At 41.2% G+C, this 7,437-nt stretch carries 10 protein-coding genes; all 10 read right to left on the reverse strand.

Annotation, left to right across the window (positions count from 1 at the left end; translation table 11 throughout):
- Positions 1-14 precede the first annotated feature (14 nt).
- The 10 genes from RCO25_RS28070 to RCO25_RS34950 all read right to left on the reverse strand — a co-directional run bounded on the left by RCO25_RS28070 (position 15) and on the right by RCO25_RS34950 (position 6,323).
- Positions 15-788, reverse strand: coding sequence for a pirin family protein (locus RCO25_RS28070; RefSeq protein ID WP_308999385.1), 774 nt, complete (start codon positions 786-788; stop codon positions 15-17).
- Positions 785-1,252, reverse strand: coding sequence for a MarR family winged helix-turn-helix transcriptional regulator (locus tag RCO25_RS28075; RefSeq protein WP_308999386.1), 468 nt, complete (start codon positions 1,250-1,252; stop codon positions 785-787). Before RCO25_RS28075 ends, RCO25_RS28070 begins: the two co-directional genes overlap by 4 nt.
- A 182-nt stretch (positions 1,253-1,434) precedes the next feature.
- Complete coding sequence (locus RCO25_RS28080) at positions 1,435-1,839, reverse strand: VOC family protein (protein ID WP_308999387.1); 405 nt, start codon at positions 1,837-1,839, stop codon at positions 1,435-1,437.
- Between the two features lie 41 nt (positions 1,840-1,880).
- The gene (locus RCO25_RS28085) at positions 1,881-2,012 is read right to left on the reverse strand and encodes a hypothetical protein (protein ID WP_308999388.1); all 132 of its coding nucleotides are present in this window, start codon (positions 2,010-2,012) and stop codon (positions 1,881-1,883) included.
- Between the two features lie 33 nt (positions 2,013-2,045).
- Positions 2,046-2,795 carry an alpha/beta hydrolase gene (locus RCO25_RS28090; RefSeq protein ID WP_308999389.1) on the reverse strand — a complete coding sequence of 250 codons (750 nt, stop codon included), beginning with the start codon at positions 2,793-2,795 and terminating at the stop codon, positions 2,046-2,048.
- Between the two features lie 296 nt (positions 2,796-3,091).
- Positions 3,092-4,057 (reverse strand): phosphotransferase, encoded by a 966-nt coding sequence (locus tag RCO25_RS28095; RefSeq protein ID WP_308999390.1) that lies wholly within the window; start codon positions 4,055-4,057, stop codon positions 3,092-3,094.
- Positions 4,058-4,277: 220 nt separating this feature from the next.
- Positions 4,278-4,544 (reverse strand): CD3324 family protein, encoded by a 267-nt coding sequence (locus RCO25_RS28100; protein WP_308999391.1) that lies wholly within the window; start codon positions 4,542-4,544, stop codon positions 4,278-4,280.
- A 13-nt stretch (positions 4,545-4,557) separates the two neighbouring features.
- Positions 4,558-5,502 carry a hypothetical protein gene (locus RCO25_RS28105; protein ID WP_308999392.1) on the reverse strand — a complete coding sequence of 315 codons (945 nt, stop codon included), beginning with the start codon at positions 5,500-5,502 and terminating at the stop codon, positions 4,558-4,560.
- Between the two features lie 205 nt (positions 5,503-5,707).
- Positions 5,708-6,124 carry a hypothetical protein gene (locus RCO25_RS28110; RefSeq protein ID WP_308999393.1) on the reverse strand — a complete coding sequence of 139 codons (417 nt, stop codon included), beginning with the start codon at positions 6,122-6,124 and terminating at the stop codon, positions 5,708-5,710.
- Positions 6,102-6,323, reverse strand: a complete 222-nt coding sequence (locus RCO25_RS34950) for a DUF4926 domain-containing protein (protein WP_374992179.1) — start codon at positions 6,321-6,323, stop codon at positions 6,102-6,104. Before RCO25_RS34950 ends, RCO25_RS28110 begins: the two co-directional genes overlap by 23 nt.
- Positions 6,324-7,437 lie beyond the last annotated feature (1,114 nt).

Consider the following 7,437-nt stretch of genomic DNA (forward strand, 5'->3'; position numbering starts at 1 on the left):
TGCTGTAGTATGCTTCAACGCTGATATAACGGGTATTCTACTTGAGTCGGCAGTTGAATGACGATCATGCGCACTTGATCGTCCCCGCTTTCCAAGTGCAGCAGCTCTGCCTGATTATCTGTCTCCAGCACCGTAAAATCCTTTTGCTTGAACAGCGCCCTGCTTCCTCCCTCTGCGCCGAAGCTCCATACGCCGTCTCCTCTAATTGCAAGCGCAGCGACGGAATAGCCTTCGGGGATGGTCAATTCATATTCGGAATCCGGCTCTAAGGTTAGGTCCCACATTTGCGCATCCGTTACCAGCTGGATAGGAGAACCCTCACCAAGAATGGTTGTCTTATGCACTTGGCTGCCGCTGGATTGAGGGAAGTCCTCTGCGTTATATTCGTTGTATGCCGGTTTTCTTTTCACGGCTTCATTAAGATCAGGCTCAAACCAAATTTGAAATATTTCAGCATCAGGTCCTGTTATTTTCTCACGATGCGATACGCCGGAGCCGGTCTGCATGACCTGTGCGCCGCCGGGGCCTACGGTGCTTGCCGTGCCCAAGGTATCTCCGTGCTCAACCAGCCCATTCACCACATAAGTCATAATTTCAAAGCCCTTATGAGGGTGAAGTCCGATGCTGCCGCCTTCCTTTGCATGTGCCCAAGCCCAATAAAATAACGGACCTACCCGTTTCACTGCCCCCTGATCCTGAGGAAATCCAATCGGCTTCTGCTCGATAATTTTACCGCCTTCAAATGAACCAACCGCCTGCTGCAACGGTGTATACACATTCACCTTCATGATTTATCCCCCTTCTCGCCAAGTGCTTCCGCACCAAGGCCGATTGCCTTTAACAGCACAATTAGCTGTTCTTTATCCACATTGCTGACAAAGCTTAAATTCCGTGAAATAACCTCGGCATGCTTCGGAAAAATATCATCAAACAAAGTCTGTCCCGCTTCCGTTAGGGTCACATTTGAGCCTCTGCGGTCAGTAGGGCTTGGCTCCCGTTTCACATAACCTTTCTTCTCAAGCTTGTCTACTACGTAAGTGATACTGCCGCTTGGGATCGAAAATTTCTCGCTTATTTTTTGTATGGCCTGCGGGCCTTTGCTGTACAACAGCTCCAAGATCATAAATTGCTCTTGGCTGATGCCGTAGCTGGCAATGTCCTTGCTGATATTGTCTACGATCGTCTTGGAAGCTTTACTCCAAATACGAAACAATCTTAAATCAAGCTGGCTTTGCTCATCCGGCTGATACATATTTGCGCCTCCTTGCATCTATATCTTAAATTAATGAATTCTACAATTAGGATATATTTATCCTAACACTAGGATAAAAAGTTGTCAACATGTTTTCTTCACAAAAAAACCGAGAGCCATCTCCATTGGAGAGGCGCTCGGCCCGATTTGCTCTTTATCATCCTAACCGTTTATCGCTTTCCTTACTCCCGGCAAACCATAAGCAGATTATCATCCGGATCCTTAATAACAAACCAATGCTCATGCTGAATATCCGTCACCATATTCACCTGATTAGCAACCGCAAAATCATAGGACGCTTGCAGATCACTCGTCAGCAGCATAAAAGCCGGCGTCTTAAGATTGGGAGCCCCGCCCGGTTCTTTTCCTCCCCACATCGGCATGGTATCAAGAATAAGTCCGGTGCCCTGCATGGGCAAAGGACAAAGATGGCCGTTCATGATTTCGCAATCATTGTTCAGTCCCAGCAAACGACAATACCAGTCCCGTGACTTTTCTATATCCTTAACCGGCACAAAAATACTTCCTACCTTGTTCATGATCGGGCTTTTGACAGCCTCGCCGCTTGTTTGCTCAATATGTTTCATTTGAACGCCTCCAAACAAAGTTTTGACAGCCTTAGGAACGACTACAGGTTTGTACCATTTAATCGCTTGAACCATTCCCTGCTCTCATCCAATCTATATTCCTCGCTTTGAGCGGCCCATGCATGAAGCTTATCCAGGACACCGGTCATTACACCGTAAGCGCTGGTCGTCATGCTTCCCCACTTACAAAATGTTATTTAACTTCATCACTCTGATTCCAGCCAATTGGCAGTATGTTCATAAGCAATCGGGCTTGCAAGCAGTCCGTCATGGTTCGATCCAGGGACGATGTGAACATGCGCTTTGGTATATGTATCAAGCAGCGACTCATAGCGATCTGCATAAAAAACCTCGTCCTCCACTCCTACAAGTACAAGAGTCGGCTTCGTAAGCTTCGTTAGATCGCGTTTATACTTCATCGGCGTGCGAGACATTAAGAGTCGAAAGCTGAGCTTGGTAGCCATTCCGTCGTGCAGCTCGTCGGAACGCTTGTAAAGCTCCATGGCGGGGAGCCCGTGCCAGATCTTGACTCCTATCGAATCCAGCATGCTGAGGATGATCACTATTCCCATATGCAGCTTGCGATGCCCTTCCGCCGGACGCTCAGTCGGGTTACCCGGGCCTAGGTGTGGTGCGAGCAGAATGTAAGAGTCGGCGCAGTTGGCATATCGGCTCCCAGCGAAACGTATAGCCGTTCCTCCACCAGCTGAGTGACCGGCCATCACGATTCGCTTGATGTGAGGGAATTCGGCTTTAATGTACTTAATCAAATCCGCAAGATCATCCTCTAGCTGGCCGATATAGTCGATGTCACCGAGTTTGGAGGATTTTGGTCCATAGCCGCGAAGATCAGGCGTGAAAACGTGAGCGAGCCCTGTTGATGAAACATTTTGAGAGTATGGGTATAAGTATTTGCTGTCTTCAGATATTCCATGAAGAAGAATAATTCCCGTCACCGTTTTAGCTGCGCTAGGATAGTATCGATAGTAAAGTTTGCTGCCATTGCGGGTCACGTAAGGCTTAAGCTCAGGTACGGGATATTGAGATGGATTTACATAGACCAGATGGAATCTCCTCCTACTTTCTTATTATGATATACGGACCTGAGAGACAAGTTAACTTAAAAAACTTATATGCGTCTCCTTTATTACGGACTTATATTATCATGAATATGCATACTGGAATAATTAACAAGGCAAAGGCTGCCAATCTCGTCCGGCTGCCTTTGCCTGTATTGTGCTATAGTTCCCCGTTAGTTTAATGATCTATCGTTTAGCATACGCAACGTCTCTATGGCTTTAATAACAACCTCTGTCTTTTCTTCTTTGGAATTTGTATTGACTTCTAACATGTCTAATATATCTTTGCTTTTTCTAAGTAACAACACATCGGAGTACATATCTATGCTTTTTTCTTCAATTGAGCTAAGTGGCCTGACTGATTTATAACCGTTTAAGATCGCTTTATATGTGTTGTTATCAAAACAAAGCCTTATTACCGCTAAATCATGTATCCTCCATCCGTACGCACAATGATCGAAATCGAAAATTTTAAATCCATGTTCTGGACAATAGTGAACGTTAGACGGATTTAAGTCTCCGTGAATTAATCCAAATGCCTCATTAGTTGAAGGAAGTTGATCAAAATGCTCATGCATGAGGTTTGCACGTGTTTTGAAAAAAGATATATCGGATAACTTTAAGGTTCCGATATACTTTTCCAAAGTTTCTAATGGCTCATTTATCAAATAGCCTTGATCAATCTTAAAACGAGAGTGTTCACTTTTAAATTGATCGGCTCTCTTATGAAGAGTCGCGACTAATTTCCCAAAGATCTTTGCATCACTAATATTGATATTGTCTATTTGACTCCCTTCGGCATAATCAAATAAGGCTATATATCGAAGCTCATTTTTACAAAATACTGTGTTTAGGGTTTCATTTTTAATACTTCGAATTGGATAAGCCACAGGGATCCCACTACTGTGAAGATACTCCAGGAAATCCAGCTCAAAACGAATATCTGTAATATTTCTGATGTAGCTTTTTTTATTTTTATAAACCCTTAGAATAAATTTGCTTCCATTTGTATCAATGGAGTAATGATCATTAAAACTTCCTCTTATGAATTTACACTTTATTGGATTTGAAAGGTTGTATATTTCCTCCAAGGCACCCGGCAGTTGATCTTCTTCCATCATTTCACCGCTAATGTTCATATCGCTCCCATTACTTTTTTTACACCACTTTAACACAATATGGAATTCAACTGATAGCGCCCATGCTAGGCGCACTGTAAAAGGAGCTGCCGCGGCAGCTCCTTTATCTTTGTATAGAGTCCTTCATTGAACTAACGTTTTCGTTAGCTTAAGCAAGCCCGCCGATTGCTGGCACCTTGGTTATTGAATGGTTCACTCCCAATTTGTAATATATAATCTATCATGTTCGCTTTCCGTAAATAATCCCTCTAATCCGATCCTCACTTAAATTGAATTTTTCAGAAAGTTCTGCAAAGCTTAATCCTCCGTGGTATTGCTGGCATATTTCCTCGTTACGCAACTCCATTTCATCACGAATTCCAGTCGAAGCTCCCCAATCTTGGCGTTCTGTTTGCGGTATATAAATGTGTTGGCCTTTTACATACTTTTGAATCTCCTTTATGAGAGCATCAGGTAAAACTTCCTTTGCATTTACATACTTTTTCATATCGTGTTAACCATTAAACAGATCTATATAAACGCATTATATTAGCTTTTTCTAAACCTTCATTATGGAATCCTTCGCTAACCATCGCAGCAAAAACATTAAAATTTTTCAAAGTGATTCGTGTAATAACGTGAACCAAACCTAATTGTTTCATCGAAACCAAGCAGCCCTGCAAAAATCTTCTTATTTCCTTTCGATTCAATGAATATTGCGGTCTAATATGGAGTCCAAAACCGTTAGCTTCAAGGAATTCATTGTTAGTGCCTTTATTGACAATAGCCACCCGATAGTACGCGATACCAGCAATTTCACCACTGGTTTCATCTTTAAGCGTAAGCACTACTTGATCTGGTTTTTTGGTAGAGGAATATTGATTTTGGAATAATTCCGCCATTTCGTCTTCCCCATCTTCAATTAGAGTTTGCTTTATGTCTTCATAATCCATTTCAACCGCGGGTTCTATTCCTGTGACATTAAATTCTTCTGATTCTTTCCAATTTCTTAAATCTAATATTGTTGTAACCATTGAATATTCATCCGAAGTGAAGCCCAATTTTTCCCATAATGTAATTTCCTTATTTCTTACCTGCCCGAATTTGGTTGATGTAAATTTAAAGATTTTGTTGCCCCCTCTATCTCGAATAAAAGGAGTACATTTAATCAATAATTTATCAAGTATATTGTCATTCTCATAACCGTCTAAAAATCCGCATTCAATATGACCATTGTTTGTTGCCTTTGAAGGAAGGACACCCATGAATGCTACAATTCTGTTTCCTTCTTCTCCAATAAAACCTTTGTCTTGAGAACTGGGATCAAAATATTTACTTTTTAATCCATTCCCCGTCCCATCATAGATCGCTATTTCATCACCTGAAAATCGTTGAAAGGTCTCGTTAATCAAGTTATAAATAGCTTCGAAATCATCCGTTTCCCTTACTTCCCTAATCAGAACCATGTTCGCCATCTCCTTTATCCTTGATAAGGATATTATGACAACAAACTACAACAGATAAAATATTGAAAATTATTATAAAAAAAGTTAACAAAGCTTCTTGTTGAACTATCCTGCCCGTTAGCTTAATGAAGCTCCGTCAGTCTAAGACTTTATTTTCTTCTGACAGTAATATAATTGGTTTGATGAGGGGGACCGTCTTGAGCGCTTAGTACGATGTAAACTCACTAGTAGCCACTGTCTTTTTCCATTCTACTTGTATAGTATACGACCCTGGCTGTAAATTTTTAAATGACTTTGTATCTTTATACTCTTCCCCTGGTTTCAAATCAATGTAGTCTTTTATTGGAACAGCACCTTTTTCAACTACTTTGTTATCTTTCTGTAATGTATATCTTGCTCCTCCAATAACAGTTATTGTTTCCTCGCTTTGGTTTTTGAATGTGTAAGACGCTTTCGTATCTGTACCTACGATTTCTACTTTGACAGAACCTTGCAAGCCCGTTGTAACTATTGCATTGTTAGAATCCGATGGTTTCTTAGGAGGAGCATTGGCCTCCGATGGCTCTTCCTGTGCTGGTACGGGATATTCTGTTTTTGTTTCAGAACATCCAGCAAAAACCAAGGAAGCCCCCAGTCATTAGGTCCGACAGAAAAAAGGCTTTTGTAGTTCCGTCTTGGTTAACAAATTCTAATTCGTAGCCTTCCGTTGGCAACGAATAAACCTCGACATTTGTTGCTGTATCTCCTATATATACGCCTTCTTCAGGATAATTCTTGAGTGATTTCACCACCTCGAACAACTTAAACCTCACAGTTAACACCTCAATTAAAATTGAATTTAAGTCTCCCGATAGCTTAATAACCTAACTCAACAAAACTCATCTTAATGATTATCATAAAATGCTTATTATTATATAACGTGAAATACTATATTTTTGAATATAGTTCTATTATTTTGGTCTAAATTTCTCAGGCTTTTTGACATAACTCTCCACAATAAAACCACATTTTAAACAGAATACGTGAATCAATTCGGAACCACTATTAAATATACTTAAGTTCTTTGGCAAAATATTGGCAGGCCCTACTTGGACTCCTTTTGAAAGGTTAAGGCATCCACATTTTGGACACTCATTCATAAACTCACCCCTAAGACATACTTTGGTTTAGGATGACTCCTGTTGAAAAAATCCAACATTTTGTTTTATCCCATTCTTGGAGTATTCTCGAAATCCAATAGATATCCCTTTAATACCCATTGTAAGACCTTGAGTTACTAAACACATTACTGCCAGTTAGCGGGGAAAGGCAGCCGATAATAATGGTTGCCTTTTCCTGATGGTGTATTGAGGTATAGTTACCCGTTAGTTGAGTAATCATCTCAGTTATTAATTGTTATTTCTTATCTAAATAAGAAGTATAGAAGCGTTCCAATAACAAGCACACAGGTTCCGATTAAACTGGGATAACCAACGATGGCCCTTCCCAAGCGGTAATGAAAGTGGCTATTCGCATTTTTGCGAATGTCCTCGGGAAGTTCTGGTTCGGATGATTTGTGTTCTATTCGTAACCCCTCCCGCTCTCTTAGCAATCTTTACTATTTATTCGAGGAACTGATTAAGCATACCTGCTCGATAGCACAACAGGCTGCCGAGCGAATCATCAGCAGCCTCGGTAGTAAAACATTATGGAGCTATCGTACCCGTTAACATTCCTGTAGGTGTTAGTAGATCCGATTTGCAGAAAAACGAACGCCTCGCTAGGATGAGTATGTACTGGGTTGAAGCCCTCAGAACTCACCTTAGGAGGCGTTATTATGAAGTCTAGACTAATTAAAGCTCAAAATCAACGTGTAGAACGTGTTTCCACTTCTACTCTTGTCATTGGCATCGACATTGCCAAGGAGAAACATGCTGCTCAAGCTATTAACTTTCG

The organism is Paenibacillus sp. LHD-38, from assembly GCF_031157315.1.
Lineage (GTDB): Bacteria > Bacillota > Bacilli > Paenibacillales > Paenibacillaceae > Pristimantibacillus.